Annotated in this window: 24 protein-coding genes and 1 pseudogene; 10 read left to right on the top strand and 15 right to left on the bottom strand. The window is 68.1% G+C overall.

Going from position 1 to position 25,724, the window contains the following annotated elements; translation table 11 throughout:
- The first annotated feature begins 15 nt into the window (after window positions 1–15).
- From ACIA8E_RS04725 to ACIA8E_RS04705, 5 genes are all read left to right on the top strand, one after another.
- Complete coding sequence (locus ACIA8E_RS04725) at window positions 16–1,212, top strand: Dyp-type peroxidase (protein ID WP_399294514.1); 1,197 nt, start codon at window positions 16–18, stop codon at window positions 1,210–1,212.
- A 58-nt stretch (window positions 1,213–1,270) separates the two neighbouring features.
- Window positions 1,271–2,320, top strand: coding sequence for a cytochrome D1 domain-containing protein (locus tag ACIA8E_RS04720; protein ID WP_399294511.1), 1,050 nt, complete (start codon window positions 1,271–1,273; stop codon window positions 2,318–2,320).
- 388 nt (window positions 2,321–2,708) lie between these two features.
- Window positions 2,709–3,128, top strand: coding sequence for a hypothetical protein (locus ACIA8E_RS04715; RefSeq protein ID WP_399294508.1), 420 nt, complete (start codon window positions 2,709–2,711; stop codon window positions 3,126–3,128).
- 123 nt (window positions 3,129–3,251) lie between these two features.
- Complete coding sequence (locus ACIA8E_RS04710) at window positions 3,252–4,193, top strand: NAD(P)-dependent oxidoreductase (protein WP_399295065.1); 942 nt, start codon at window positions 3,252–3,254, stop codon at window positions 4,191–4,193.
- A gap of 86 nt (window positions 4,194–4,279) precedes the next feature.
- On the top strand, window positions 4,280–4,966 hold the full coding sequence (locus tag ACIA8E_RS04705) for an SDR family oxidoreductase (protein ID WP_399294505.1): 687 nt from the start codon (window positions 4,280–4,282) through the stop codon (window positions 4,964–4,966).
- 74 nt (window positions 4,967–5,040) lie between these two features.
- On the opposite strand, the gene ACIA8E_RS04700 is transcribed toward ACIA8E_RS04705, so the two are convergent.
- On the bottom strand, window positions 5,041–5,640 hold the full coding sequence (locus ACIA8E_RS04700) for an FAD:protein FMN transferase (protein WP_399295063.1): 600 nt from the start codon (window positions 5,638–5,640) through the stop codon (window positions 5,041–5,043).
- Between the two features lie 444 nt (window positions 5,641–6,084).
- Window positions 6,085–6,531 (bottom strand): hypothetical protein, encoded by a 447-nt coding sequence (locus tag ACIA8E_RS04695; RefSeq protein WP_399294502.1) that lies wholly within the window; start codon window positions 6,529–6,531, stop codon window positions 6,085–6,087.
- Between ACIA8E_RS04695 and ACIA8E_RS04690 the strand changes: the two genes are divergently transcribed.
- Entirely contained in the window at window positions 6,506–6,883 is a 378-nt protein-coding gene (locus tag ACIA8E_RS04690) for a hypothetical protein (protein WP_399294499.1), read from the top strand. The two genes, ACIA8E_RS04695 and ACIA8E_RS04690, sit on opposite strands and share 26 nt — an antisense overlap.
- Before the next feature lie 400 nt (window positions 6,884–7,283).
- Here the strand turns inward: ACIA8E_RS04690 and ACIA8E_RS04685 are convergent, their stop codons facing one another.
- The 3 genes from ACIA8E_RS04685 to ACIA8E_RS04675 form a co-directional block, all read right to left on the bottom strand.
- Window positions 7,284–7,409: a hypothetical protein gene (locus ACIA8E_RS04685; RefSeq protein ID WP_399294497.1), complete on the bottom strand. Its 126-nt coding sequence runs from the start codon at window positions 7,407–7,409 to the stop codon at window positions 7,284–7,286.
- A 171-nt stretch (window positions 7,410–7,580) separates the two neighbouring features.
- A complete protein-coding gene (locus ACIA8E_RS04680; protein ID WP_399294494.1) occupies window positions 7,581–8,252 on the bottom strand; it encodes a TMEM175 family protein in 672 nt (223 codons plus the stop codon).
- A 507-nt stretch (window positions 8,253–8,759) separates the two neighbouring features.
- Complete coding sequence (locus ACIA8E_RS04675; RefSeq protein WP_399294491.1) at window positions 8,760–10,217, bottom strand: multicopper oxidase family protein; 1,458 nt, start codon at window positions 10,215–10,217, stop codon at window positions 8,760–8,762.
- A 1,732-nt stretch (window positions 10,218–11,949) separates the two neighbouring features.
- Here ACIA8E_RS04675 and ACIA8E_RS04670 point away from each other — a divergent pair.
- Entirely contained in the window at window positions 11,950–12,219 is a 270-nt protein-coding gene (locus ACIA8E_RS04670; RefSeq protein WP_399294488.1) for a hypothetical protein, read from the top strand.
- Between the two features lie 73 nt (window positions 12,220–12,292).
- Here the strand turns inward: ACIA8E_RS04670 and ACIA8E_RS04665 are convergent, their stop codons facing one another.
- Complete coding sequence (locus ACIA8E_RS04665) at window positions 12,293–12,571, bottom strand: hypothetical protein (protein ID WP_399294485.1); 279 nt, start codon at window positions 12,569–12,571, stop codon at window positions 12,293–12,295.
- Between the two features lie 504 nt (window positions 12,572–13,075).
- Here ACIA8E_RS04665 and ACIA8E_RS04660 point away from each other — a divergent pair.
- Window positions 13,076–13,501: pseudogene (locus ACIA8E_RS04660) on the top strand (hypothetical protein); the annotation flags it as partial.
- Window positions 13,502–13,583: 82 nt separating this feature from the next.
- Here ACIA8E_RS04660 and ACIA8E_RS04655 read toward each other — a convergent pair.
- From ACIA8E_RS04655 to ACIA8E_RS04635, 5 genes are all read right to left on the bottom strand, one after another.
- A complete protein-coding gene (locus ACIA8E_RS04655) occupies window positions 13,584–14,108 on the bottom strand; it encodes a hypothetical protein (RefSeq protein ID WP_399294482.1) in 525 nt (174 codons plus the stop codon).
- Window positions 14,105–15,541 (bottom strand): ATP-binding protein, encoded by a 1,437-nt coding sequence (locus ACIA8E_RS04650; RefSeq protein ID WP_399294479.1) that lies wholly within the window; start codon window positions 15,539–15,541, stop codon window positions 14,105–14,107. Before ACIA8E_RS04650 ends, ACIA8E_RS04655 begins: the two co-directional genes overlap by 4 nt.
- Window positions 15,538–16,221, bottom strand: coding sequence for a response regulator transcription factor (locus tag ACIA8E_RS04645; RefSeq protein ID WP_327127467.1), 684 nt, complete (start codon window positions 16,219–16,221; stop codon window positions 15,538–15,540). The genes ACIA8E_RS04650 and ACIA8E_RS04645 overlap by 4 nt, the downstream gene beginning before the upstream one ends.
- 99 nt (window positions 16,222–16,320) lie before the next feature.
- Window positions 16,321–18,000, bottom strand: coding sequence for a murein biosynthesis integral membrane protein MurJ (gene murJ, locus ACIA8E_RS04640; protein WP_399294476.1), 1,680 nt, complete (start codon window positions 17,998–18,000; stop codon window positions 16,321–16,323).
- Window positions 17,997–19,169: a lipid II:glycine glycyltransferase FemX gene (locus ACIA8E_RS04635; RefSeq protein ID WP_399294473.1), complete on the bottom strand. Its 1,173-nt coding sequence runs from the start codon at window positions 19,167–19,169 to the stop codon at window positions 17,997–17,999. The genes murJ and ACIA8E_RS04635 overlap by 4 nt, the downstream gene beginning before the upstream one ends.
- 227 nt (window positions 19,170–19,396) lie before the next feature.
- On the opposite strand from ACIA8E_RS04635, the gene ACIA8E_RS04630 reads away from it, so the two are divergent.
- Complete coding sequence (locus ACIA8E_RS04630) at window positions 19,397–20,620, top strand: Ig-like domain-containing protein (RefSeq protein WP_399294470.1); 1,224 nt, start codon at window positions 19,397–19,399, stop codon at window positions 20,618–20,620.
- A 169-nt stretch (window positions 20,621–20,789) separates the two neighbouring features.
- Window positions 20,790–22,385, top strand: coding sequence for an alpha/beta fold hydrolase (locus ACIA8E_RS04625; RefSeq protein WP_399294467.1), 1,596 nt, complete (start codon window positions 20,790–20,792; stop codon window positions 22,383–22,385).
- Window positions 22,386–22,453: 68 nt separating this feature from the next.
- On the opposite strand, the gene ACIA8E_RS04620 is transcribed toward ACIA8E_RS04625, so the two are convergent.
- From ACIA8E_RS04620 to ACIA8E_RS04605, 4 genes are read right to left on the bottom strand one after another with little or no spacing between them, the layout of a single operon-like run.
- Entirely contained in the window at window positions 22,454–23,314 is an 861-nt protein-coding gene (locus ACIA8E_RS04620) for an amino acid ABC transporter permease (protein ID WP_399294465.1), read from the bottom strand.
- On the bottom strand, window positions 23,311–23,955 hold the full coding sequence (locus ACIA8E_RS04615) for an amino acid ABC transporter permease (protein ID WP_352305086.1): 645 nt from the start codon (window positions 23,953–23,955) through the stop codon (window positions 23,311–23,313). Before ACIA8E_RS04615 ends, ACIA8E_RS04620 begins: the two co-directional genes overlap by 4 nt.
- A 17-nt stretch (window positions 23,956–23,972) precedes the next feature.
- Entirely contained in the window at window positions 23,973–24,884 is a 912-nt protein-coding gene (locus ACIA8E_RS04610; protein WP_399294462.1) for a glutamate ABC transporter substrate-binding protein, read from the bottom strand.
- A gap of 14 nt (window positions 24,885–24,898) precedes the next feature.
- Window positions 24,899–25,642 (bottom strand): amino acid ABC transporter ATP-binding protein, encoded by a 744-nt coding sequence (locus ACIA8E_RS04605; protein WP_399294459.1) that lies wholly within the window; start codon window positions 25,640–25,642, stop codon window positions 24,899–24,901.
- Window positions 25,643–25,724 lie beyond the last annotated feature (82 nt).

Below are 25,724 nucleotides of genomic sequence, written 5' to 3'. Positions count from 1 at the left end.
GGCGCCGCCGCGGGCGTGGCCGGGGCGGCGGGCGCGACCGTCTTGGGCAGCGGCGCGGCGAGCGCCGACCCTATGGTCGGAATCAAGGCGGAACCGAAATCCCGCACGATTCCCTTTCATGGCTATCACCAGGCAGGCATCGCCACTCTGCCCCAACAGGACGCAATTTTCGTCTCGCTGGACGTGACCGCCTCCAACCGCGCGGAACTCACCGACCTTTTCCGCACGCTGACCTCGCGAGCCCGCTTCCTTACGGCGGGCGGCAGGCCACCAAAGGTGCCCCCGACCGCAACGCCGTCGGACAACGGCATCATGGGGCCCACATTCGTGGCGGATGGTCTCACCCTGACAGTCGGAGTGGGCGCGTCCCTCTTCGACGGCCGCTACGGATTGAGCAAGCGCAAGCCGGTCCAGCTCGTCAAGATGACGCCCTTCCGCCATGACGACCTGGACCCCGCGCTGAGCCAGGGTGACCTGCTGATCCAGATCTGCGCCGATCACCGTGACACGACGGTGCACGCGTTGCTCGACATCCTGACCCACACCAAATCCGCGGCGAAGCTGCGCTGGCGCATTGACGGCCAGCGCAATCCGGAGCGTCCCGTCGGTGTCCGGCGCGACTGGTTCGGTTTCAAGGACGGCATCTCCAACCCGACCCTCTCCGACGAGACCCAGATGAATCAGGTGGTCTGGGTCCAGCCGAAGAGCGCCGAACCGGCCTGGGCCGCAGGCGGCACGTACCACGTGGTGCGTATCGTGCACTTCTTCATCGAGGCGTGGCAGAAGGTGCCCGTGGCTCAACAGGAGCGGATCTTCGGCCGCCGCAAGGCGAGCGGCGCTCCCATGTACGCCGTGGATGAGAACGCCACGGATCTCCTCGACCCCATCTACACCAATGACCCGCAGGGCCTGATCACCGCGCTGAACTCTCACATCCGCCTCGCCAATCCCCAGACTCCGCAGACCGCGGCGACCAGCACGATCCTGCGTCGCAGTTACGACTACGACCGGAGCTTCAACCTGCCGGAACTCGACATGGGGCATGCATTCGTCTGCTTCCAGCAGGAGCTGAACACCTACATCGCCATGCAGACCCGGCTGGAAGACGAAGCACTGGTGCCGTTCATCAGCCCAAGGGGCGGGGGTTACTTCTTCGCGCTTCCCGGTGTTCGGGACGAGAAGGACTACTACGCCCGCGGGCTCCTGGCCTGATCCTTCCCTGCCAGGCCCGGTCCCGGACCCAACCATCGCAACGCGCACAGGAGGCGAGATGTTCTCTGCCCTGCGGACCCGAGCCGGCAGCGGCGACCGGCGACCCGGCAGGACGCTCCGACCGGTACTCGCGGCGGGTATCGGAATCCTGTTGATCTCCTCCTGTTCGCCCGCCCCCTCAGTCCACAAGCACTCCGCCGTGCCGGCCGCGCCCGTCCACGCCGGTGCCAGTGGCCACGTGTATGTCACGAACCAGCAGGACAACACGCTCTCGGTGATCGACGCCGCTACCTACAAAGTCGTCGCCACCGTGCCGGCCGGCGTGGCACCCGAAGGCGTCGCGGTCGCCAAGGACGGCAAGCACGTGTACATCGCCAACAGCGGCTCGGCCCGGGTCTCGGTCCTCGACACCAAGGACAACAAGATCGTCAAAACCGTGACGGTCGGGAAGAGCCCCACCGGTGTCGGGCTCAGCCCCGATGGCAAGTCCCTCTACGTCACCAACGGCAGTTCGAACACCGTCTCGGTCATCGACACCCGAACCAACCGGGTGACCGCGACCATCCCGGTCGGCAAGTCCCCGGTGAACGTGGCGTTCAGTCCTGACGGCGGTACGGCCTACGTGGCGAATTCCGGGTCCGGCAACCTGTCGGTCATCAACACCAGCACGCGCCGCGTCACCCGGAACCTCTCCGCAGGGCACTCTCCGGTCGGCGTCGCCATCACCCCGGACGGCAAGTCGGCCTACGTCGCCGACGAAGTGGGCAAGCAGGTCCTTGCCGTCGCAACCCGTACCGGCAAGGCGACGGCCGTGCAGGTCGGCGAGGGTCCCTTTGACGTGGCCATCGGGCCCGACGGCCACGTCGCCTACTCCGCCGATCTCGGCCCGGGCAACGTATCCGTGATCGACATTCCCAGTAACCGCGTCTCGGCCACCATTGCCCTGGGTCCTGCCGGCACCGACCCGTTCAACCTGGAGGTCACCAACGAGGCGATCTATGTCACGAACCAGGGAGCGGGCACCCTCAAAGTCATCGACCCGACATCCCACAAGGTCGTCGCGACTGTCACCCTCGGCGACAGCCCCTACGGCGTGGCAGTGAGCTGAGCCCGCGACGCACCACCGGACCGGGCCGCACAGAACAAGCCCGCCCCCGGACGATGTCCGTGCGGACACCGTCCGGGGTCGTGATGCTTCTGCTGTCCGAGGGCGTCAACTACTGATCAACAGTAGTGGTCTGCTGTGGGTCGGCCGCCTCGACTCCCTCGAGCTCGGTCACCGCTGGTCATCGCGCATCTTCCTTGATCAGGAGTTGTGCCGTTCGTATTACGGTCCCGAGCGCGCCGCACAGCGAGCAGCCGCTTGGATCATCTGCGGGACAGCCCTTGGTCAACGGGGTGAACGCCGGTTGTAACTGCTAGGCCAATGCCGATCCGGGGAACGTCGATCGAAAGGTCCTTCTCGCTTGCTCGGCATGCCGAAGGAGTCAGACCGCATGGCAGAACGAGGCGCGATCGCTTCAGGCTGGACCGCCCGGTTGGCGGGGGCTCTGTTGTGCCTGGGCGTGGCTGCTGTGCATGTCGTCGACCAAGGGGGTGTTCCAGGATCGAAAACGCCTCGGTACATCGCTGTTCTCTACTACGCCCTGGAGATCGCGGCTGTAGTGACGGCCGTACTGCTCGTGGTGGGCATTGTCAGGCTGGGCTGGTTCTTGGCTCTAGGAGTGGGCATCGGGCCAATCGTCGGCTACGTCCTCTCGCGCGGGCCGGGGTTGCCCGACTACAGAAGCGACATCGGCAATTGGGCAGAACCCCTGGGGCTGTTCAGCCTGGTCATCGAAGGGCTCCTGGTTGTCCTGTCCGCGACATGCTTCCTACGTCGGCCTCGAACCGATGCTCTGCATCCCGGGTCGTGAGGAACCGCGAGGCCAAGGTGGCGGGCGATGGCTGGAACTTAGACCCGTTCGGGGCGCGGTCGGCCAGGTCCGGATGCCATCGGCCCGACTCGCCGATGTTCGACTTGCTGCTCGTGAAGGGCGCTGCGTTCCGTTGCCAGGAAGGACTCGGGTTGTCGACAGAACATGGCCATGGGGGGAAACAGGCAAGGGGTGTTTTTCATGTCTCACGCTTCCACCGTCGCTGTTCTCGGAGCGGGCGCACTCGGCGCCGCGATGGCGACGCGGCTCGGAGAAACCGGCCACGAGGTACGGCTGTGGAACCGGACCGAGGAGAGGGCCCGTTCGGTGGCGGAGCACGCTGCCGGGGTCACGGCCGTGAGGGCGGTGGGAGACGCGGTCTCCGGCGCGTCCGTCGTCGTCACCGTGCTCCGGGACGGCGATGCGGTCACCCAGGTCATGTCAGACGCCATCGGTCGGCTCGACAACGATGCCGTCTGGGTACAGGCGAGCACAGTAGGGCCACAGCACGCCGGCGCGCTGGCCGCACTCGCCCGTGATCACGGTGTTGCCTACCTCGACGCCCCGGTCTCGGGAAGCACCGCTCCCGCTCTGCAGGGCAAGCTTGTCTGGCTGGTCGCCGGCGCCGAGGACGTCGTTTCGCGGGCGCGTCCCCTGCTGGACGATCTCGGCTCGTCCGTGCTCCACGTCGGGACGGAGGTCGAGGGCAGCGCCCTCAAACTCGTGGTCAACGCCTGGATGGCCGCCTCGACGGTCGCCATGAGCGACGTCCTTGCACTGTGCGACGCTCTCGGCGTCGACCACGCGACGTTTGTCCGGGTGCTCGAAGCGGGCCCGCTCGCCATGCCGTACGAGTTGCAGAAAGTAGGCGTCATGGACGACGCCTCGTACGCGCCGGGATTTGCGGTGCAACTCGCCCTCAAGGACATCGAACTGGCCGCGGCAGCCGCCACCCCCAGCCCTCTGCTCCAGGCCGTCCGGGACCGCTTGCAAGCTACCGTCGCGGCCGGCCATGACAACGACGACCTCGCCGCCGTCGACTACCTGAGGAGGCCGCCGTCGTAGCCCGTACGGGGCGTCCCGGTCCCGGGCCTCCTTGCTTGTACGGAATCCTTGTCAGCCACCCGTCGACCTGAACGGAGCACTGGATCGTGACCACCTCGATCATCGTCGGAGGAAGCAGCGGACTGGGCCGCGCCGTAGCCCAGCGGTTCGCCGACCGTGGCGACACGGTCCTCATCACCAGCCGCACCACGGCACACGCCGACACGGTGGCCGGCGAAATCGGCGGCATGACCCGGGGCCTGGCCGTTGACCTGTCGCAGCCGGAGACGATCGCCGCCGCGCTCAGCGAAGTGCGCGCGGTCGACAACCTGGTGATCACCGCCGCCAAACAGGGCGTCAACTCCCTCGCGGACTTCGATATCGCCGCAGCCATCGAGTCCGTGACCACCAAACTGGTGGGCTACACCGAGACCGTGCGGGCCCTGCGTGACCGGTTCAACCCCGGTGCGTCGGTCGTGTTCTTCGGGGGCCTGGCCAAGGAACGCCCCTACCCCGGCTCCACCATGGTGACCGCCTTCAACGGCGGCATCACCGGCCTGGTGAAAACCCTGGCCGTGGAACTCGCACCCCACCGCATCAATGCGATCCATCCGGGCGTGGTGGGAGACAGCGTCAAGTGGCGCGACGCGCCCGAGCACCCACACCTGGCGCGTACCCCTATCGGACGCCTCGTGACCACGGCGGAGGTCGTCGATGCCACCGACTTCGTCCTCCGCAACACCGGCGTCAACGCCCTCGACCTGTTCGTCGACGGCGGACTGCGCGTCACCTGACTCATCGCGAATCGGGCAGCCACACGGACCAACGGCCGATCGAGTCCCACAGGGGGCTCCTTCGGGGTTGGTGTTCAATGCTGGGCAAGGGACGAGTTCGGCTCGTGCGGTGCCTTCGGTGGGCAAGCCGCGGCCGTGATGGGGAGGCTCCCGTTCCTTGCGGGCGGGGTTGAGTCCATGTTCCGTCTCATGATCCATATCGGCGGAATCCTGGGGTGCGCCATTCCTGGCCGTCGGGCAGGACCGCGAGGGCTTTGTAGCCGTCCAGTGTTTCTACCCAGTCTTGTGCGCCGTCGCCTCAGGCGAACGGCGTAGGTGTCGGTCACCGTCAGGCGTGGCCCGATGAGGGTGAGGGACGCGAACGTCGTGGCGGGTGTGCCGTGGTGTGGGTTGAGAATGTGGGCGCCGCGTTCAGCGGTGCCCGAGGTGGCGACGGCCAGGTCGCCGTGGGCGGTGATGACGGTGGCCAGCTTGCCGGGCTGCAGCGGGTGGGCGATGCCGATGCGCCACCGCCTGCTGGGGACTGGCTGGCCGTGGAGTTGGAGGTCGCCGCCGCCGTTGACGCAGGTGTGGTGCGCGCCCGCGTCATAGAGGAGTTGGGATGCGGCTTCGGTGGCCCAGCCTTTGACGAGTCCTGAGGGTCGAGGCTTCCGGCGAGGGCGATGCTGAACCAGCCGTCGCTGTCGTGGGTGGCCTGTGCGCAGAGGGACAGGACTTCGTGGACTTCGGGTGGGCAGTCCTCAAGGCGGATCTCGCCGCGGTGAGGCGCCTGATGTGGCTGTCGGGCCGGTAGGTGGAGAACAGCCCACATCCTGACCTCGCTCCGCTCGGCGAACGCTGACGCGCCGTGGGTCCAGAAGGCCGGCTCGGGGGGGGGGGGGGGGGGCCCCCCCCCCCCCCCCCCCCCCCCCCCCGCGCCCGCCCCCCCCCCCCGCCCCCCCCCCCGCTGTCGTTGGCCCGAGAAGGATCAGCCGCGGTCGTACGCCGCGACCAGCACCCCCAGCAGCACTCCCCGCCCCCCCCCCCCCCCGCCCGCCCGCGGCGCCCCGCCCCCCCCCCCCCCCCCCCCCCCCCCCCCCCCCCGAGGCAGCCACGGGGACCGCGCACTATCGCGGCGGCTACTCGTAGCCGAGGACCTTGAAATTCTTGCTTACGAAGATGTGGTGCGGCCAGTTGACGCTGATGTTGTGGACCTCGTACTCGCCGTTGCTCAGCTTCACCACCCGGTCGTTGATGCCTCCGGGGACGACGGCCTGCGCGGCCTTGGTCGCCTTGTCCGCCGCCGCCCCGCTGACGATCGTCCCCTCTCCTTCGGTGTAGTCCGGGATCTGACCGACCGACTTCGCCGGTGACGGCGTGCCCTGCTTGAAGGGGATCACCCCTGCCGCCTCGGCAGCCGCAACTCCGCCGTCACCCTTGGGCTGCACGATGACCTTCGTAGCCGTGATGGTCGCGCTGTCGACCGTCCCCAGGACGAGGACGCTTGCGCCCTCCTTCACGGCGCGCACCGAGGCGCGGCGGGTCCCCATCTTGTAGGTCGTGGAGGAGGACTCGTCGACGGTCACCTTCACACCCGTTGCCGTTGACAGGGTGAAGCCCGACGGGGAAGTCGTCTCGACGATGCCGGTCGAACCCCCGGCAGACGGCCCAGCCACGGGCCCGCCACCGGCGGGCCGGCTGGGCGTTGCGGTCGGTGAGGATGTGGCTGTGGAGGAAAGGGGCAACGCGGCCGACGAGGAAACCGCCGCGGCGGACGTGCCGGCATTGGCCAGTCCGGCCAACGCACACGTCAGCCCGGCGGCCACAATCAATCCGCCCTTCTTCTTCGACAGCAACCGCCGCACCCTCGGGCGGCGCGCTTGCACGGCCATGCTCGCCGGGGCTGAGCCGGCCGGCGAGTGGCTTGTCGGGTCATAGTCATTCATGACTGCTCCTGATCGCGTGGGCAACTGACGCCGAGCCTGCTGGCCGTCCATATGAGGACGCTGTAGTTGCACTGAGGAACTCCTTAAGAAGCCGTCGTCCGACCGATCACGACTGAGTTTCCGCTGGGGGCGTGAACTCCGGACGGGCGAGGGAACTATGGAGCGTCGTGTTCCTCTTGGTCGGTTTGAGGCGCCCGGTGCCGTCGGCGCTGGGCTGCTGAAAGCCGAGTCGGCCGCGCGGGAGACGGTCGAGCGGGTGCCGACGGGTGGCGCACCGCCGGTTCTTCGAGCCGAGCGGCCGCCCCGGGCCAGACGTGCGTTACAGGATCAGCCAAAGAGCGCCGGCCAGTCCCGTGATCACCTGCTCCGCTCGGCCTCGATGAACTGCCCGATCACCACTCTGCGGCCTCCCGGGGGCCACTCTCCGCGTCGATCTCGGCGAGCTCCTTGCGCAGCCGCTCGGCACGGTCGGCTGGCACCACCCGCCGCTGCATCACCCACACCAGCACATCCGCCACCGGCACACTCTCCCCGGACCCGCGCACCCCCTCCGCAGAGGACGAGGGCCCCTGGCCCGACCCCGCGATTCCGACGAATCTGCAACGGGCCGGATGACCACCTGCTACCGATCAGCCCCGACCGGCACGAGCACCCAGCCCGGTGACCTGCCAATTCAGGTTGGACGATGCTCAATGCTTGGGCGGCAGACGGCGCCCGAAGACTGGGAGCTGGGCGTAGCCATGGCTCGTGAGGCCGTAGAAGAGTGGTAGGAGTACGAAGATCGCGAGCGCGAGGGCGGGGATGGTCAGCACGCCGACAAGGCCGGCGGCCGCGTAGAGCAGGGCCCCGGCGAGGGCTCGAAGGCGTTCGCCGAGGAAGAAGGTCTCCTCCACGGTGTCCTCGAGGAGCTCGGGGTGGCGGAAGAGCACATGGAAGAAGATCATCCAGCTTACCCATAGCATCGCGCCGATGAGCGCATAGAGCCCGACGGCTACCCGGTCGTCCGGGGGGTTGCCCTCCGCGATGGCTTCGGAGACGAGCGCGGTGGGCCAGGGCAGCAGCGCAGTGGAGAACAGCACACCGAGGTTGGCCCAGTGCAGGCCGCGGGTCATGGCCTTGATGCGCTGGAATGCCGCCTTGTGGTTGAGCCATACGACAGCGATGTAGAGGTACGAGGCGACATAGGCCAGATAGGTCGGCCACTGGTTGAGCAACTGGGCCAGCAGGCCACCCGAAGCGATCGGTGGCGGCTTCAGATGGAGCACCAGAAGTGTGATGACGATCGCCAGGACGCCGTCACTGAAGGCTTCGGCGCGCGCTGTGTCCGAACGCGGAACTTCCACGTACCGGCGCCGTGCCACGAGCGTCTCCTCTCTGAGCTTGTTCCGCTTTGGCGGACACCATCAGTGTGCTGGTCAGGCCGCCAGGACGGCGTCGTACTCGGCTGGACTGCGGTAGCCGGACCGGATCAGTCCTACGACTGGCAGTTCATCACCCAGCACCAGGTGCTGCCCGCCGCGCAGCGCGAGGGTCTCCGCACGAGCACGCTTATGGCAGAGGTGGAGGCCAGGTTCCCGGAGTCCGCCAGGGAGGTGCCCGCGGCGGCGGTGGAACGTGGCCCAGCAGGCGAAGGTTCCCGCCGGGGCGTGGTTGGACTACGACTGGAAGGGCGACCGCATCAAGCGGCACCGCCACCGACCTGACCGACGCCACGTGGGCGGACCTCGACGCCGCCGAGGTGCCCGAGGACGGGCCCCGGTAGTCCCGGTCACGACCGCGGGTAAGGCGGCCTCGTCGCGACGAGTTCGTCCCTCCGGCGTCGGCGTCGATGGTGGCGCTCCGCCCTGGTGTTGCGTGTCACCTGCACGCTATTTGACGATCTCGAGCACCGCCATCATGCCTGCGTCCTCGTGATTGAGGATGTGGCAGTGGAAGACGGTCTTGCCGGTGTAGTTCGTGAAATGGATCCGGATGACAAGCCGCCCCTTGGCGGGCACGCTCGCCGTGTCCTGCAAGCCGTGACCATGGTGAGGAAGGCCGTTGACGCTCATCAACTGGAAATCATCGACGTGCACATGGAACGAGTGTTCCTCGTCGCTGTCGTTGCGCACGGTCCACTCCTCGACCGTGTTCAGCTTGGACCGGACGTCCACCCGGTTCGGGTCGAACTGCTTGCCGTTGATGTAGAACTCGGTGCCGTCCTTGTTCTCGGAGAACACGAGGGTGCGCCGTGCGGCGATCGCCGCGTGGCTCAGGTCGTCGGTCGGTGCGAAGGGCGACGTGGGCAGGGCTGCCGCGTGCGCGGAAGGCCCTTCGGTCACCAGGGTTGCCAGGGTGGACTGCGGGAACTTGTTGCCGGCCGGCCCTGTGTTGTAGGCGAGCGTCTGCAGCTGGGTACGGCCGACCGGACCGCCTTGCACGAGCACGTCGAAACGGGCGCCCGCCGCGAGGAGAAGCGAGTCGGCCGTCCAGATCCGGTCAACTGGGTTGGCGTCGTGGGCGATCACACGGAACCGCTGACCTTGCAGGCGGAGCTTGTAGTAGATGTTGGCGCTGATGTTGGCCAGCCGCCACAACTGGGTCTCGCCCGGCCGGATGCGGATGGTCGGGTTCAGCTGACCGTTGACCGTGCGGTTGGTGGGTGCGCCGATGTGCAGGCCCTTGGTCCTGACCGCATCGCCCTCGACCTGGAAGTCCTTGAGCCCGATGACGTGCTCGGTGATGTGGCGCAGGCCCGTCGGCAGGTACTGCTGCAGTCCGTCGACGATGAGGACACCCGACATGCCCCCGGCGACCTGCGGCGCGGACATCGTGTGCGCATGTGAGTGGTACCAGTAAGTGCCGGGGGCGAGGTTCTTCGGGAATTGGTAGGCGTAGTGGAACGTCTCGCCGGGATTGATGTGGATGAAGACGTTGTCGGAGTTGCCGCTCGGCGACACATGAAGTCCGTGAACATGCAGATTGGTGAACTCGTCCAGCGAGTTCTTCATCGCCAGGTCCAGCTTGTCCCCCGGCCGGATCCGCAGCGTGGGGGGCATGTAACTGCCGTTGTATGTGAGGGCCCACAGTTTGCGGCCGCCCACCTCCACCTTTCGCCTCTCCACGACGAGTTCCACCCGAAGGACACCGTTGCGGCTCACCATCTGTGCCGGCTCCTCCAGCGGGGCGCCCTGCGCGATCGCCGGCGACTGCGAGGGGACGGGCACTGCCTGCGCCTGCGCTGGTTCCCGGTCCGGCGACCGCTCGCCGGCGCAGCCACCGACCAGGAGGGCGATGGCGGCAACGACGGCAGTGGCGAGTTCGGACAGCTTCGATCGGGACCGCATCACAGCTCCACTCCTGGGACCTCTACATCGCACGTAGCTCGCTACCAGGGAGCACGCGGTCCAAGCCGTTCGCGACCCCGGTGGCCCGTTCGCGCGACACAACCACCCAGGTGAACGCGGAGACGTTACAGCGCGGCCCGAGCCATCCCGTGCCATAGGGCGAACCATGGCGCGTTCGCCGCCGTCGCCGGCGGCCTGGCCCGTAACTCTCTCGCCGCGCAGGCGGTGACAGGGAGACCGTCAGGCGAACCACCTGATCGCCCGGCCGGAGGTGGTGAAAGCTGTCGTCGTGGTGGTCGCGCCGTTGGCAAGCGCGTCCTACTCTCCTCCTGAAGCGCGGGTCAGACCGCATCATCAAGGAACCGAAGCCTTCCGGGAACTCCCGCCGAGCGGGGTCGGACTCGGCTTCCGCCATCTTCCCGAGCAGGTCGATCAATTCGTTCTGCTGGTCCCTCGACAGCTTGAGGGCAGAGACGAGTAGACGGGCCCAGCAGGTCACGGCAGCAGAGTCCGGCCATCCCACCACACACCCCTGACATCACAGCCAGTCAGCCCTCCACGCAAAGTGAGCCAGAACCGGAACTCGTGAACAGAACCATCGCGGCCCACTCGGTGTCGTACTCACGCTCCTCCGCCATCCGCAACGCACAGCGGCGCAGCTCAACGGAGTCCTCAACGGACGTGCCATGGCCTGATGGAATCAAGTCTCCACAGAACCCCGGAGCGGTTCAGTCTTCCTTTCCGCGGGTGCTTCCGAGAGGGAGCGGAGTGGGAGGGGAGCCGGTCATGACCCTCAGATGCATGTGTCGCGCCACCGACTCATCGCGCGCTGCCGCCGAATACATCAGCCGCTCCAAGGGATTGAACGGACGGGCCTTGGCGAAGTCGGCCAGGTACTGGTGACCGCGCAGCCGGCGCCGGTGTCTGAGTAATCGGGTTCTCCTGCAGGAGCTGCGCATTGTTCCTGCTGCGCCGGGCCCGCTCGTTGGTCCAGGTCTTGAGCATCCGCCACAGCGCGGTGCCCGAGTCGACGGACAGCACCACCGGCGTCTCGCCGGCGGCCGCGGCCCGCCGGGCTTCGAGGAACACGGCCCGGATCTGCTCCAGGATGTCGCGGTAGGTGCCGTCGTGCTCGATGATCAGGTAGTGGGCGCCGGGGATCGCCGCGTACTCGTCGGCGCTGCCTTCGGCGGATGGACAACGTCACCGAGGAAGACGTGATCCTTTCCGGGATGATCGACTGGCGTGGAAGCGGGCCGAACCTGTGGCCTGCCCCATGGTGAACGAGCCCCACCACCCCGTCCCAGCCGTAGCCGTGGCCGGAGACAGGGGGCGGAGTGCTCGGGGGCGAGTTCGCACCCAGCCTGAGTCCGCCCCCCTCCCGAGTGTGGGGGGCGGAGTCGCGCCGTGCGGCCGCGGCCGGGGTGAGGGTTCGGTTCCGTGGACCGGACGACTCATCCACTCAACCAACCCACATTCCCCTGGCCAAAACCCACGTAGGCCATCCGGCGGTACGGCAAGGTCCGCCGCTCTCTACGGTCCAGGCCGGCGCCGGGCATGGACGGTGAGATCAGAAACCGACGGTGGATTCTGCGGCAGGCGACATGGCTTTGATCAACTTCAACATCGTGCAGATCACGGAATCTCGCCTCGTGCGGACTACTTCAGCCCCCGGGAACCGAGACCGGCGGCGCTAAGGCCTTTCGTTTGGATCTTCGGAACGATGCCGGGTGTGAGATGCCGTGGGCGCCCTGAGAGCAAGGGCCCCAAGCTGCTGTGCAAAGCCCAGGAAGACGGCCAACTGGACACCGCCTGGGACCCCATCGACATCCTCGTCCTCGTCAACCAGATCGCCATGGCCAGGGCCGGACAGCTCGATCTCGTAGACGCGGCCGGCGACCAGCTCCGCGGCACCCCCCTGGCGGCCCGCCACGCCGCCGTCGTCGTCGCCGCCGTCCAGCGCCTCTTCCCCGCCGCCGCAACCACCAACGAATTGGCCTGAGCGGCGCCGCAGCCATGAAGCGCCGGAGAGGCAGCCTCTCGTCAGCGGCTGTGCGGCCGGTGTAGCTACAGGGTCAGGCCCAGCTGTCGGGCCAACCGTCGCGGACGAGAAACTTGTCCTGGGGGAGTTCCAGTCCACTGAGAGCTTCGGGTGTGGCCCCGACGATCGCCCGCACGTATTCGACGTCACCGCTGACGAGCGTCTTCTTGTTGCCCCACTCGTCGGTGACGAGGAGGAGGCCGTAGCCGTCGGGTACAGGGTTGAGGCCGGCGGCCCGGCAGAAGCGGCGGTAGTTCGTTAGGTCGCCGAGGTCGGCCGGGGTGGCAAACGCGATCCCTTGGGGGGTGAGCATGTCCTCATCCTCTCGCCTCGGTGGCTGTGAGGCGGGTAGTGGCCGCCGCACTGCGGCAATACGGGAGTTCCTACTGCTCGAAGCCCTCCCTAAAGGAGACGCTGCTTCCCCTCGCCGAACAGCGCCGGATCACGCTCGACGTCCCCGGCGGGGCGGCTTGGACCAGCGGCTCCGCGGAGCTTCTGCTGCGGATGGTGACGAACCTCGTCCAGAACGCCATCGTCCACAACCTCCCCGCCGACGGCACCGTGACGGTCCACACCGAGGCGCACGGACACGAGCGTGCTGCGGGTCGAGAACAAGGGCCGTCGGCTCCCACCGGAACTGGCACCGACCCTCACCCAACCCTTCCAGCGCGGAACGGAACGCGTACGCACCGACGAGTACAAGTTGCCGTTGCTTCTGGCGCCTCCGTTCCATGACGAAGGCGCCCACCGAAGCGGGAGCCTTGCGTTTTCGCAGTTCAGGAGGATGTCATGAACCTGATTTCAAGGTGGGACTCTTGGAATGTGTCCGAACCGCCGGATGGCCGCCCATCTGCATTCCCTGCTGCCCGGCGTGAAGGTGAACACCGAGCCGGAGCCGGGCCCGGACAGTGGTGCCTTCCAGATCGGAACGGAGCGCTACCGGGCGGAGAAGGGCATCGCCGAGCACGTCCTGCTCGCCAGGCTGACGGCTGGTCAGGATGCCCGCCCGGTCTTCCTGTTCTGCGGACAGCAGGCGATCACCAACCAGGCGGCGTCCCGCTATCTGGCCCGCAACTACGAGAAGCTGTCCCGCAAGAACGGGAACAATACGTTCTGCCTGCTGCTCAAGGTGGTCAACTCGCAGGCGTACGGCCCCGATGTGGTGGAGTTGGTCGCCGATGTGACGCGGGCCGCGCAGACGCCCGTACCCGCACAGCGCACTTCGCACCGCGCGTCGAGCTGATCCGCCCGCGGGCCCGGGCCGGGCCGGGCCGGGCCCGTCCGGCCTTCCTCCTCCCGGGCCCGACCAGGGGGCGGCCCGACGATCAGTCCGAACAGCGGGCCGGCCCGACGGACCCATCGGTTCCGGACACCGTCACTGCCATGCCCTGCTCGACGCCGCGCGCGTGCGCGACCGTACAGATCAGCTGCTGCCGGGCCAGTTCGGAGAGTTGGTTGACGGCGGACTCGAGCCGGACCCGCACTCCTTCCCGATCCGTGCGCACGCTCACCTCGCCATTGATCATAGGAAGTTCGGTCCGCAGGCCGGCCTTCTTCTCCGCCGGGGAAGGACCGTTGAACAGCATGGCGATCTCCTTGCCCCAGCCCTGCGCCCCCTCCCCCGTTCCCGCGGATGTCTTGTCCCCCGGGATGTCGACCTGCCGTACGACGGGTAGCACTCCGCCCCGGGGCGCCGGCGAGATGAAGTACAGCACCGTGCCCGCCCGGGCGGGGGCCACCTGCACGGTTGCCGCATCGCCGACCTCGACCACGTCCGTGGACCGGATGCCGCACCCGGTGGCCAGCAGCACGAAGGGCAGCAGTGCCCCGAGGACCCACCCCCGCCTCATGCTCCCTCCAACGGAAGCTCGACCGTGAACACGGCACCGCCAACCGGCCTGTTGGCGCCGTGGACCGTGCCGCCGTGCAACCGTACGTTCTCCTGCGTGATCGCCAGACCGAGCCCGCTGCCCGCCGACCGGGTCCGCGCCTGGTCGGCCTTGTAGAACCGGTCGAAGACGTGCGGCAGGACGGTCGGGGCGATCCCGGGACCGCTGTCCTCGACCTCCGTCACCAGCCACTCCTCCCCGCCCCGCCGCTCGGTCCGCAGCAGCACCCGGACGGGCTGTGCCCCGTGCCGCAGCGCATTGCCGACCAGGTTGGCGACGATCACATCGAAGCGGGGCGGGTCGAGCACCGCTCTCACCCCCTCCGGAAGTTCGGTGGTGACCTGCCCCTCCCAGTGCCTGGCCTGCAGGGTCTTGCGGATCGTCTCGGCGACGTCGACCTCGTCGAGGTGGAGGCCCGCAGCCTTCGCGTCGAAGCGGGAGATCTCCATCAGGTCGTCGACGAGCGCGGCCAGCTTCCCGGTCTCCGCGCTGATCAGCCGGACGGCCGCCGCGGTGTCGGCGTTCAGATGGGCGGCTTCCTCGTCGAGGACTTCGGTGACGGCGAGCATCCCGGCGAGCGGTGTACGCAGTTCGTGCGAGACGTCGGAGGCGAAGCGCCGGGCCCGCGCCTCCGCCCGTCGGAGCTCCTCCACGGACTGCTGGAGCTTGGTGGACGATTCGTTGAACGTCCAGGCCAGTTCGGCGAGTTCGTCGGATCCCTTCACCTCGATACGGGTGTCGAGCTCGCCCCGTCCGATTCCGGCGGCGGCCCGGCGCAGGTCACGGACCGGGCGCAGCACGCTGCGGGCGGCCAGCAGGGCCGGCACCAGGGCGATCAGGAGCGCGGGCAGGGCGCCGTCGCGGGCCGCGGTGACCATGGCGCTGACATTGGCCTCCTCCGGGTGGAGCGGCATCACCGCGAAGAGGACGAGCCCGGTGCGCTGCGCGCCGTAGCCGCGGTCGAACACGGCGGGCATCCCGATCGTCAGCCAGGGCCCGTCGTTCTTGACGACCCGCTGGAACGAGGCGTGCGTGGTGGTGCGGGCGGCGGTGCGCAGTGCGGGTGTGATCACGTTCGAGGTGGACCGGTCCGACGACGAGACCCGCAGGTCCGCATATTCGGCGAAGACGATCCAGGTGTGCGGCTTGCCTTCCCGGGCGAGGGTCTCGCATATCCGCCGCAACTGGTCCGCGTCCAGCGGGAGGCTGACCGCCTGCGCGGTGACCCGGTCGCGGAACTGGGCGACCGCGGTGTCCTGTGCCTGCTGAAGGATCGCGGACCGGGCCTCGCGGTAGGTCAGTGTCGCAGTGGTGAGCGCGCTGATCGCCGCGACCAGAAGAAATGCCGATATGAGACGGGTCCGCAGACCGAACCGGGCGCCGAGAAACCTCATACCAGTGGCCCGAACCGGTAGCCGAAACCGCGGACGGTCTGGATGTACCGGGGGCTGCCCGCCACATCCTCGATCTTCTGCCGCAACCGCCGTACGCACGCGTCGACCAGTCGCGCGTCGCCGTGGTAACTGTGCTCCCAGACGTACTCGAGGAGCTGCTGTCTGCTGAAGACCTGCTCGGGAGAGGCCGACAGATGCAGCAGCAGCTTCAGTTCGGACGGGGCGAGCAGGATCCGCTCCCCCGCCTTGGCGACGGACAACCCGGCACGGTCCACGGCCAGTTCGCCGTGGAACTCGATGCCGCTGCGCCCGGCGGGTTCGGCGAGCCGTCGCAGCACGGCCCGGATCCTGGCCTCGATCACTTCGGTGCGGGCCGGCTTGACGATGTAGTCGTCCGCGCCGGCCTCCAGCCCGACGACCACATCGAAGTCGTCTCCGCGGGCGGTCAGCATGATGATCGGCAGCTGGCTGGACTCCCGTATGCGACGGCAGACCTGGACGCCGTTCATGCCGGGCAGCATCAGGTCGAGGAGGACGATATCGGGCCGGAACTCCGCCAGCGCGCCGAGTCCCGCCTCGCCGGTCTCCACGGCCCGGAGCTCATGACCGCGCCTTCGCAGCCCGAGCTCGACCCCTTCCCGTACGGACGGGTCGTCTTCGATCAACAGCACACGCGGCATGGCACCAGTATCCCCACGATCACGATCAAGCCGACCGGCACAGCCGAGCCGTCCGGCACCATCAAGGACAGAACGGCCACCGGACGGCCCCGGCGCCCGCTAACGCCGCAGCCGGCCCCGTCCCGCAGCCAGCACGGCACTGACCTCGGCGAGCCGCAGCGGCCGGGCCAACGCCCCCACCACCCCCAGAAGCACCAACACCCCCGCCGCCGCTGCCACCACGTCTCCGGACCCGTCGCATGCGCGAGCCGCCCCGTAACCGAGCGCCCCCGCGGGTACACACGCCACCACCAGCCGCGCATGCGCCCACAGTCCGGGCGACCTCCACAGCGCAGGCCGCCGCTCGCCGGTTCCGCCCGACACCCTGCGATGCAGCACATACGCGGTGACCGCGAACCCCGCGAAGAGCGCCACCGAGTACGCCGCGGCCATCCCCGTCACCGCCCACCGCGCGGGCAGCATCAGATACGCCACACCGGACAGCCCCGCGTTGAACGCCGCGATCACCAGGTTCAGAAGGAACGGCGTACGGGTGTCGCCCATCGCGTAGAACCCCCGGGACAGCACGTACTGCCCGGAGAACGCAATCAGTCCCGGCGCGAATGCCATCATCATCCCGGCCATCACCGTGATGTCGGCGGCGCCGGTGCGTCCGTAGCCGAACACGGCCCCCATCACCCACGGCGCGAGCGCGAACAGCGCACCCGCAGCGGGCACCACCACCGCGGCCGTCGTCCGCAGCGCGTAGGAGACATCGCGACGCACCCCGGCGAGATCTCCCTCGGCCGCCGCCCGGCTCATCCGCGGCATCAGCGCGGTGACGAGCGAGACGGTCACGATGCCCTGCGGCACCACCCACAGCTGGTAGGCGTAGCTGTACGCGGTATAGCCCACGCCACCTGCCACGCCCTGCTCCACGGCATGCTGCCCGGTGAGGGTGGAGAGCCGGGTCACCACCCAGTAGGCGACCTGGTTCGTCAGTACCAGCATCACGAGCCAGCCGGCCGACCGCAGCGGACGGGTGAGGCCGCTCCCCCGCCAGTCGAACCGGGGCCGCCAGCGGAACTTCGCGGCCCGCAGCGCGGGCACCAGGGCCAGCGTCTGCACGGCGATCCCGGCCGTCGTCCCCCACCCCAGCAACTGGGCGTGTGCGGTGGTCAGCGTGCCCTCGGAGCCTGCCGCAACGCCCAGATACAGCCCGAACACCGCAATGATCACAAGGTTGTTGAGGACCGGGGTCCACATCATCGCGCCGAACCGGTTGCGGGCATTCAGTACTTGACCGAGGAGCGTGAACAGCCCGTAGAAGAGGATCTGCGGCAGACAGTAGCGGGCCAGCGCGATCGTGAGCTCCGCCCGCTCGCCCGAGTACGGGGTGTAGACAGCGACGATCAGCGGGGCGCCGGCGACAGCGAGTCCGGTGAGGGCGACGAGGCCGACCGCGCAGGCGGTGAGCAGCCGGTCGGTGTACGCGGCGCCGCCGTCGGCGTGTTCCTTGGCGGCCCGCACCAGTTCGGGGACGAACACCGCGTTGAGGGCACCGCCGATGAGGAGCATGTAGAGGATGTTGGGGACGGTGTTGGCGACCGCGTACCCGTCGGCCTGGAGTCCGGTGCCGAGCGCGGCGACGACGACCGCCGAGCGTATGAACCCGGTGGCCCGCGAGACGACCGAGCCGGCTGCCATGACGGCGCCGCTGCGCAGCACCGGCCCCGACCTGTCCGTCGCCTTCCGCTGCTCGTCCTCTGCGACCTCTCCGGTCGCCTCGGCGGCGGTCACCGGCGCGCCAAGTACGCCTGGAACGCGCGGTACAGCGTGTTGTTGGCGGCTCCGCCCACCGATGTCTCCCACTCTCCGAGGGTCTCGACGACCTGTCCGCCGGTGCCGAGTTTCCAGCGCAGCAGTCCGAAGGCGCGGTCGTCGGGGTCGAGGGTGGAGGGTACCCCGCGCATGTCGTACACCTCGGCGCCGAGAGCCAGTGCATCGAGCATCATCTGCCGCTGGAGAGCGTTGCTGGGGCGGACCTCACGACGGTGGTCGGCGGACGCGCCCGTCTGGTACCAGACCCGCCGCCCGGTGCTGATCATGGTGTGTGCGGCAAGGATCTCGCCCTCGTGGACGGCGAGGTAGAGCTGCATCCGGCCGGGCTGTTCAGCGTTGAGCACGGCGTACTGCTGCTGGTAGTAGGCGAGGGAGCGACCGAGACGGAAGCCGTCCCGCTCCTCGGTGATCCGCAGCAGCCGGTGGAACTCGGGCAGTTCGGCGGCACCGCCGACGACGATCCGGACGCCGCACTTCCGGGCCTTGCGGACGTTGCGGCGCCACTCCTGGTTGAGGCCCGCCCACAGGTCGTCGGGGGTACGGCCGGCGAGCGGCACCTGGAAGACATGGCGCGGCTGGGCGTCGGCGTCGCTCCCGGCGTCCCCGTCCCCGCCGCACCGGCGCCAGCCGCGTGCCCGGAGCCGTTCGGCGACAGCGGTGCCGAGCGGGTCCACCTCGGTGGCCAGGACGTCGCCGACCTTCCGGCGGGGCCCGGTGGCCGCCTTGAGCCGGGCGGTGTCCCAGCGGCGGTAGACCGGTGACGGGCCGATCCGTACGGCGAAGGCACCGGCCTTTCGCAGATGCGCCATCAATGGCACCAGCCAGCGGTCGATTTCAGGATCGGCCCAGTCGGCCACCGGCCCTTCCGGCAGATAGGCAAAGTATTTACGGGTGCCGGGGAATTGCCGGTAGAGCACGAGAGCGCTGCCGGTCAATTCACCGCTGTCGCCGCCCCATCCGACCATTTCCGACTTCCATTGATCCTTGACCCCGGCCCAGGACGGATACTGCAGAAAGCTCGCCCCGGCGCGCGCGGTCACACATGCCCGGTGCTCGGCAGCGGTGAGACTGCGTATCCGTAGCCCCTGTTCACCCCTGCGGTCACCGGTCGCGAACAGCGCTGACATGTCCGTGACCCTCCCCTGGTTCCTCCCGGCCGACGGCTCGGCGGGGCTGCACAAGATGTTCACAGCGGCCTATGACGGGTCCGCGCGGTGAATGTGACCGGACGATGACCGTTGTGCTGCATTCCGTGTCACACAAGGGAATCCATGGTTTTCCAGGTAATTGCGGAACCTATGGTCGAGTACATGCCTCTCCACCGATGAGAAGCACCGCCATGGAGGTTTTTCCGTTGATCTCTGCAAGCCGGCGCATACGCCGCACCACCTCGCCCGCCCGCCCGGCCCGGCTGACTCTGATCGCAGGTACGGCGGTGCTCGGCGCCGCCCTCACTGCCTGCTCGGGCGCCGCCGCATCGGATTCGGGTTCCGGGTCCGATGACGGTGCCGGGTCCGCCAGGACTCCGGACACCAGGATCACGGTGAACCTCCAGGGCTCGAAAGCCGCCGCGGGCAAGCCGGTGACGGTGACGCTGGCCGACGGGAAGCTGAGGACGGTCAAGGTGACCGCCGCCGAGGGTGACGCGCTCACCGGCCGGATATCCGGCGACGGCCGGACCTGGACGTCGGACCGGGTCGCCGCACCCGGTACCGAGTACAGCGTCGAGGCCACGGACACCGGAGGCGGCACCGACCGCGCGGGGTTCTCTACCGCTGTGGCCGAAAAGGTCAACAAGCTGACGCTCGCCCCCGGCAAGAACACCACGGTCGGCATCGCCCAGCCGCTGTCGATCGTGTTCGACAACCCGGTGAAGGACAAGGCCGCGGTCGAGAGAGGGCTGAAGGTCACCACGTCGAACAACACCGAGGGGTCCTGGGGCTGGCTGCAGGACTACTCCGGCAAGGACAGGATCGACTGGCGGCCCAAGGAGTACTGGAAGTCCGGTACGCGCGTCACGCTCGACGCCGATCTGAACGGCATCGACTCGGGCCCGGCCGGCGGCTGGTTCGTGCGCGACTACGCGACGACCTTCACGATCGGCCGCAACCAGGTGGTCAAGGTCGACCTCGACCGGCACCGGCTGGCGTTGCGCCGGGACGGGAAGACGGTCATGGACGTGCCCATGTCGGCGGGCACCCCCGGCGGGGACAAGGCGTCCTGGCGGGGCACGGCCGTACTGATGGCGAAGGAGGGCACGATCAACATGCGCTCCGAGACGGTCGGCCTGGGCGACGCGTACGACAAGATGGTCGACTCGTCGATGCGGCTGACCTGGTCGGGGATGTACGCCCATGCCGCGCCGTGGAACGCCGCGTACTTCGGGGTCGCCAACCACAGTTCCGGCTGTGTGGGGATGAGCGACGCGAACGCCGCGGAGCTGTACCGGAAGACTCAGGTCGGCGACCCGTTCGAGATCACCGGCGCGGACGCCAAGGGCACGGTCGCGGAGGGCAACGGCTACGGGGCGTGGAATGTGTCCTGGTCCGACTGGCAGGCGAAGAGCGCCGTCGACTGATCCGCGAGTCCATGTGACCTCTTACGCCTCTGACGTCCTGACTTCGCGTCACCGCTGACACCACGTCCAACAATCGTTACGCTCACGAAACTTACCGGGGAGTTACCAACGGTAAGCGACCAGGGTTACCGTCGGGTCACTTTGCACCGACACGCGTGAGGAGTGACCCGTGGGACGTCCGTACCCGGCTCTGCGCACCACCGCATCCATCGGAACCGCCGCCGTCCTGATCGCCGGAGCCGCGCTCGGCGCGGCGCCGGCGGCCGTCGCCCAGCCCCTCGCCGCACCCACGGCGGCGTCGGCCCCGAGCCTGAAGTTCTACGACATCCCCGGCTCCGGCGGGATCACACTCAAGGGCAATGTCTTCACCCCCGCCGGTGCGGAGCCGGGCGACAGGCACCCGCTGATCGTGCTGCCCTCCAGCTGGGCGACACCGCAGATCGAGTATCTCGCGCAGGCACAGCAGCTGGCCGACTCCGGCTACGTGGTGGTCAGTTACACCTCACGCGGCTTCTGGCTCTCCGGCGGGAGGATCGAGGTCGCCGGTCCGCCGGACATCGCCGATGTCTCCGCCGTCATCGACTGGGCCCTCGCCCACACCCCCGCCGACCCGCAGCGCATCGGCATGGGCGGCGTGTCGTACGGAGCGGGTATCAGTCTGCTCGCGGCCGGCCACGACAAGCGGATCAAGGCAGTGGTCGCACTGAGCGGTTGGGCCGACCTCATCGACTCCATCTACAGCGGCCGTACCCAGCACCTCCAGGCCGCCGCACTGCTCGGTGGGGCCGGCCTGCTCACCGGCCGCCCGAGCGACGAACTGAACACGACGCTCACCGACTTCCTCGGGTCCAACCTGGCGAAGGAACCGGACATGATCGCCTGGGGGAAGAAGCGCTCCCCCGCCACGTATCTGGACGAGATCAATGCCAACGGCGCCGCCGTCATGATGGGCAACGCGTGGGGCGACACCATCTTCCCACCCAACCAGTACGCCTCGTTCTACGAGAAGCTCAGCGGCCCCAAGCGCCTGGAGTTCCGCCCCGGCGACCACGCCACCGCCGAAGCCACCGGTCTGCTCGGCCTGCCCAACGACACCTGGACCGATGCCCACCGCTGGTTCGACCGCTACCTCAAGGGCGAGCGCAACGGCATCGACCAGGAGCAGCCGGTCCAGCTCAAGTCCCGTACGGACAGCGGCTACGAGGGCTACCCGGACTGGAAGTCGGTCGGCGCCGACCGGAAGCGGATCGCGCTGAGCGGTACGAAGAAGATCTACGCGAACGTCGACTCGGGCGCCGACGGCGGCATCGTCATGCTGTCGAACGCCCTCGACCAGTTCGTGAAGCTGCCTCCGGTCGCCTCGATCCCGCTGCTGCCGCGCACCTTCGCGGGTGTCTGGCAGTCCGAGCGGTACGACTCCGCACAGCACATCCGCGGCACCGCGAAGCTTCACACCACGGTCACCAGCAACAAGGAGAGCGGCACCCTCGTCGCCTATCTCTACGACGAGGGGCCGCTCGGCCTCGGCAAGCTGGTCAGTAACGCCCCCTATACCTTCCACGGACAGACGCCGGGGCGGCTGTTCGGCGTGGACCTGGAGCTGTTCTCCACGGCCTACGACCTTCCGGCCGGTCACCGCCTTGCCCTGGTCGTCGACACGGTCGACCCGCTCTACATCGAGCACAACCCGGCCGGCTCACAGCTGACCTTCTCCTCGCCGGACACGGACCCCTCGTACCTGTCCGTCCCGTTGCGCGAGAAGTGATCACCGGCTGCTGCCGGGCGGGCACCGCTCATCCAGACCGCTGTACGGCCGGTCTGGGCTACTGCACTTCATGGCAGCAGCGTTCCTGGTTCGGCCGGTGCGACCTCCACGGCCTTGGTCTTCGGGTTGCGCCGCTCCCGCTTGGCCACCCAGTTGGCGAACCAGGAGAGCAGCATGCACATCCCGATGTAGATCGGCGAGATCACCATCACCACAGGGATGAAGGGAAGATCGTAGTCGAGGTTGGACGCGATGAGTTTGCCGGCGTGGAGGAATTCCTCGTACGTGATCAAGTATCCGAGCGAGGTGTCCTTGAGCGCCACCACCAGCTGGCTGATGATGGCGGGCAGCATGGCGCGCACCGCCTGCGGGGCCAGCACGAAGGTCATCACATGTGTCTTGCGCATGCCGAGGGCGTACGCGGCCTCGCGCTGGCCGCGGTCCACCGAGTTGATGCCGGTACGGAACACCTCGGCGAGCACCGATCCGTTGTAGAGGGTCAGTCCGGCGACCAGCGCCGGCAGCGGCTGCACCTTCAGCGCCACGAAGATGAAGAAGATCATCACCAGGACGGGCATGGCCCGGAAGAACTCGACGACGAGCGTGGCGAGCCAGCGCACCGCACGGTGTTCGGAGAGCCGCCCGACGGCCAGGACCGCCCCGAGTACCAGCGAGAGCACCGCGGCGTACGCGAACGCCTTCAGCGTGTTGCCGAGTCCGCGCAGCAGCAGTTCCTGGATGCCCTTGTACTCGAAGGGTGTCCACTTGGCGCTGGTGAACTGCTCGGTGGCGAAGAGCAGATAGATGATCCAGCCGACCAGGGCGAGGATCAGGACCGTGGAGACGATCCCGTACACCCTGTGGCGTTTGCGGGTGACCGGGCCCGGGACGTCGTAGAGCGCGGTGGCTTCGGGGGCGTGGGTGGTCATCGGGCGACTCCCCAGCGCTTCTCCATCACGTTGAAGAGCGCACTGATGGACAAGGTGATGATCAGGTACCCGACGGCGATCCAGACGAAGGTCCAGATGATGTTGTAGCCCAGCTCGTTGAGGGTCTTGTAGGTGCCGAGCAGCTCGACGACGCTGAACGCGCCGGCGATCGCCGAGTTCTTGGCGAGGGCGATGAGAGTCGAGCCGACCGGCGGGATCACCGAGCGGAACGCCTGCGGCAGCACCACGGAGCCCAGTGTCTGTCCGAAGGTCATACCGAGGCTACGGGCGGCCTCGCCCTGCCCCTGCGGCACGGTGTTGATGCCGGAGCGCAGCGCCTCGCAGATGAACGCGGAGGTGTAGCAGCCGAGCGCGAGGACCGCGAAGACCTTGAACGGCAGAACCAGGCCGAAGCGCGGCAGGCCGAGGAGGACCGCGAAGAAGAGCAGGGTCAGCGGGGTGTTGCGCAGCACCATCACCCAGACGGTGCCGAACACCCGGAGCGAGCCGACGGGCGCCACCCGGAACGAGGCCATGACGAAGCCGAGCACCAGCGCCAGGATCGAGGCGAAGACGGTGAGTTCGAGGGTGCCGAGGAAGCCTTCGGCGTAGGTCGAGAAGTTCTCTGTCAGTACGTCCATGGTGTGGGCCCGTCCCCTCAGGTCGCCGGGTAGCGGTCGATGGGCGGCGGAGTCGGTGCGGGCACTCCGGACAGGCCGAGGGTGGCCTCGAACGCCTTCTTCCAGTTGCCGTTCTTCTCGTTGGCCTCAAGGGCGTCGTTGAGTGCGAACCGAAGCGCGTTGTCGCTGCGTGGGACCCCGATGCCGTACGGCTCCTCGGAGAACGGCTTGCCGACCACCTTCAGCTCCTTGGGTGCCTTGGCGGCGAAGCCCAGCAGGATGGCGTCGTCGGTGGTGACGGCGTCGACCTGGTAGGTCAGCAGGTTGTCGACACAGATCGAGTACGTGTCGTAGGCGACGAGGATCGCCTTCGGGTAGTCGGCCGCGATCCGCTGGTACGGGGTCGAGCCTGCCGCCGAGCAGACCGTCCTGCCGGCCAGGTCCTGCGGGCCGTTGATGTCGTGCTCGTCCGTGCGGACGAGCAGCGACTGCCCGGCCATGAAGTACGGCCCGGCGAAGCCGACGAGTTTCTTGCGCATCTCGTTGATGGTGTAGGTGCCGACGTAGTAGTCGATCTGGCCGTTCTGCAGCGCGGTCTCGCGGTTGGCGGAGGCGATCGTCTTGAAGCGGATCGTCTTCGGGTCGAAGCCGAGCGAGGCAGCCATCATCTTGGCGATCTCGATGTCGAAACCGGAGTAGAGGCCGGTGGCCGGGTCCTTCTCCCCCAGGTACGGCTGGTCCTCCTTGGCCCCGACCCGGAGGTAGCCGCGCTTCTTCGCCTTCGTCCAGGTTTTCGACTCGGGCAGCCGGAAGCTGGTGTCGACCTTGTACACGGGCAGCTGCGCGGGCTTCGGCCCCTTCACCGGAGGGCTGCCGTCCTTGCCGCAGCCGACCGCAAGGACGGCCAGCAGGAGCCCCGCACAGGCAGCCAGCACTTTTCTCGTACGCAACTGGGGGCCTCCCGTCAGTGCTTGAGGATCTTGGACAGGAAGTCCTTGGCGCGGTCGCTCTCCGGGGCGGTGAAGAACGCCTCCGGGGTACGGTCCTCGACGATGCGGCCGTCCGCCATGAAGACCACGCGATTGGCGGCGGATCTGGCGAACCCCATCTCGTGCGTGACGACGACCATGGTCATGCCGTCCCTGGCGAGCTGCTGCATGACCTCGAGCACCTCATTGATCATCTCCGGGTCGAGCGCCGAGGTCGGCTCGTCGAAGAGGAGGGCCTTGGGGTCCATGGCCAGGGCGCGGGCGATGGCCACCCGCTGCTGCTGCCCGCCGGAGAGCTGGGCGGGATACTTGTCGGCCTGGGAGGCGAGCCCGACCCGCTCCAGGAGCTCCCGGGACCGCGCGTCGGATTCGTCCTTCTTGCGTTTGCGGACCTTGAGCTGGGCGAGCGAGACGTTGGCCAGCACGGTCTTGTGCGCGAAGAGATTGAACGACTGGAAGACCATGCCGACTTCGGCGCGCAGCTGCGCGAGCCCCTTCCCCTCCTCCGGGAGGGGTCTGCCGTCGATCGCGATATGACCCGACTCGATCGTCTCGAGTCTGTTGATGGTCCGGCAGAGCGTTGATTTGCCGGAGCCGGAGGGGCCGATGACCACCACCACTTCCCCGCGGCCGACGGTGAGATTGATGTCCTGCAGTACGTGCAACGCTCCGTAGTACTTATTGACGTCCCGCAGCTCGATCAACGGATCGACGGCCATACGCTGCCCTACCCACTTATCGCTGTGTCGAGTTCAGCGCAAACTATCCATCCCGAAAAGGGACTTCGCACCCGACACGCAT

It is taken from the genome of Streptomyces sp. NPDC051664 (assembly GCF_044453545.1).
Classification (GTDB): Bacteria; Actinomycetota; Actinomycetes; order Streptomycetales; family Streptomycetaceae; genus Streptomyces.
The sequence above is the reverse complement of the archived record's forward strand: the minus strand, read 5'-3'. Positions and strand labels throughout refer to the sequence as shown.

Excerpts from the sequence above, each read along its gene's own strand:
- ACIA8E_RS04665 (WP_399294485.1), bottom strand. The coding sequence starts at position 12,571 with ATGCTCACCCCCCAAGGGATCGCGTTTGCCACCCCGGCCGACCTCGGC.
- ACIA8E_RS04645 (WP_327127467.1), bottom strand. The coding sequence starts at position 16,221 with ATGCCGCGTGTGCTGTTGATCGAAGACGACCCGTCCGTACGGGAAGGG.
- ACIA8E_RS04620 (WP_399294465.1), bottom strand. The coding sequence starts at position 23,314 with ATGACCACCCACGCCCCCGAAGCCACCGCGCTCTACGACGTCCCGGGC.
- ACIA8E_RS04715 (WP_399294508.1), top strand. The coding sequence starts at position 2,709 with ATGGCAGAACGAGGCGCGATCGCTTCAGGCTGGACCGCCCGGTTGGCG.
- ACIA8E_RS04615 (WP_352305086.1), bottom strand. The coding sequence starts at position 23,955 with ATGGACGTACTGACAGAGAACTTCTCGACCTACGCCGAAGGCTTCCTC.
- ACIA8E_RS04655 (WP_399294482.1), bottom strand. The coding sequence starts at position 14,108 with ATGAGGCGGGGGTGGGTCCTCGGGGCACTGCTGCCCTTCGTGCTGCTG.
- ACIA8E_RS04605 (WP_399294459.1), bottom strand. The coding sequence starts at position 25,642 with ATGGCCGTCGATCCGTTGATCGAGCTGCGGGACGTCAATAAGTACTAC.
- ACIA8E_RS04675 (WP_399294491.1), bottom strand. The coding sequence starts at position 10,217 with ATGCGGTCCCGATCGAAGCTGTCCGAACTCGCCACTGCCGTCGTTGCC.
- ACIA8E_RS04650 (WP_399294479.1), bottom strand. The coding sequence starts at position 15,541 with ATGAGGTTTCTCGGCGCCCGGTTCGGTCTGCGGACCCGTCTCATATCG.
- ACIA8E_RS04720 (WP_399294511.1), top strand. The coding sequence starts at position 1,271 with ATGTTCTCTGCCCTGCGGACCCGAGCCGGCAGCGGCGACCGGCGACCC.
- ACIA8E_RS04635 (WP_399294473.1), bottom strand. The coding sequence starts at position 19,169 with ATGTCAGCGCTGTTCGCGACCGGTGACCGCAGGGGTGAACAGGGGCTA.